Source organism: Streptomyces sp. NPDC003691 (genome assembly GCF_053981115.1).
Genome location: NZ_JBSFNQ010000246.1, coordinates 1 through 1073 on the forward strand (window position 1 = coordinate 1; position 1073 = coordinate 1073).

The following is a 1073-nucleotide window of genomic DNA, read 5'->3' on the forward strand; positions in this document are numbered from 1 at the left end:
AGTGGGAGGAGGTGGAGGGTGGTGTCGAGGAGGGTGGGGTGGAGGGTGTGTTGGTGGGGTGTGGTGTGGGTGGTGGGGTGTTGTTGGGTGTGGGCGTAGAGGGTGCCGTTGGTGTGTTGGTGGGCTTGGGTGAGTCCTTGGAGGGTGGGTCCGTAGGTGTATCCGTGGGTGTGGAGGGTGGGGTAGTGGTGGGTGAGGTTGATGGGTGTGGTGTGGGGTGGGGGCCAGGTGGTGGGTGGGGTGGGGGGTGTGGTGTTGGTGGGGTTGGGGGTGAGGGTGGCGGTGGCGTGGTGGGTCCAGGGGGTGGTGTGGGGGTTGGTGGTGGTGTGGATGGTGAGGGTGCGGTGGCCTTGGGGGTTGGGGGGTGTGAGGTGTGCTTGGAGGTGGGTGGGTTGGTGGGGGTGGGTGGGTGTGGGTGTGTGGAGGGTGAGTTCGTTGATGTGGGGGGTGTGGTGTTGGGTGCCGATGTGGTGGGCGAGTTCGAGGTGGGTGGTGCCGGGGAGGAGGGGTGTGTTGAGGATGGTGTGGTGGGTGGTCCAGGGGTGGGTGTGGGGGGTGATGGTTCCGGTGTAGAGGTGGTGGTCGGTGGCGAGGGTGGTTTTGGTGGTGAGGATGGGGTGGGGGTTGGGTTGGGTGGTGGGGGTTGTGGGGGTGGTGGGTGGTGTGGGGGTGAGCCAGTAGGTGTGGTGTTGGAAGGGGTAGGTGGGGAGGGGGGTGTGGGGTGCGGGGGGTGTGTCGGTGGTGCTGCTGGTAGTAGCGGTGCCGGTGCCGGTGCCGGTGTCTGTGTCTGTGCCGGTGGTGGTGGGGTGGAAGGTGGTGGGGGTGCCGTGGGTCCAGGTGTGGGCGAGGTTGGTGAGGTAGGTGGTGTGGTTGGGGTGGTTGCGGTAGAGGGTGTGGGTGGTGGTGGTTGTGGGGTGGGTGTCGTGGATGGCGGGGGTGAGGATGGGGTGGGGGCTGATTTCGATGGTGTGGAGGGGTTGGTTGGGGTGGTGGGTGGTGAGGTGGGTGAGGGCTTGGTGGAAGTGGACGGGGTGGCGGAGGTTGTCGTACCAGTAGGTGGTGTTGAGGGGGGT

The 1073-nt window shown here is 66.5% G+C and carries 1 protein-coding gene; it reads right to left on the bottom strand.

Annotated features, from left to right (window positions below; all coding sequences use genetic code 11):
- A partial coding sequence (locus tag ACWDR0_RS34990; RefSeq protein ID WP_456355861.1) for a polyketide synthase dehydratase domain-containing protein occupies positions 1–1073 on the bottom strand: 1073 nt, incomplete at both ends.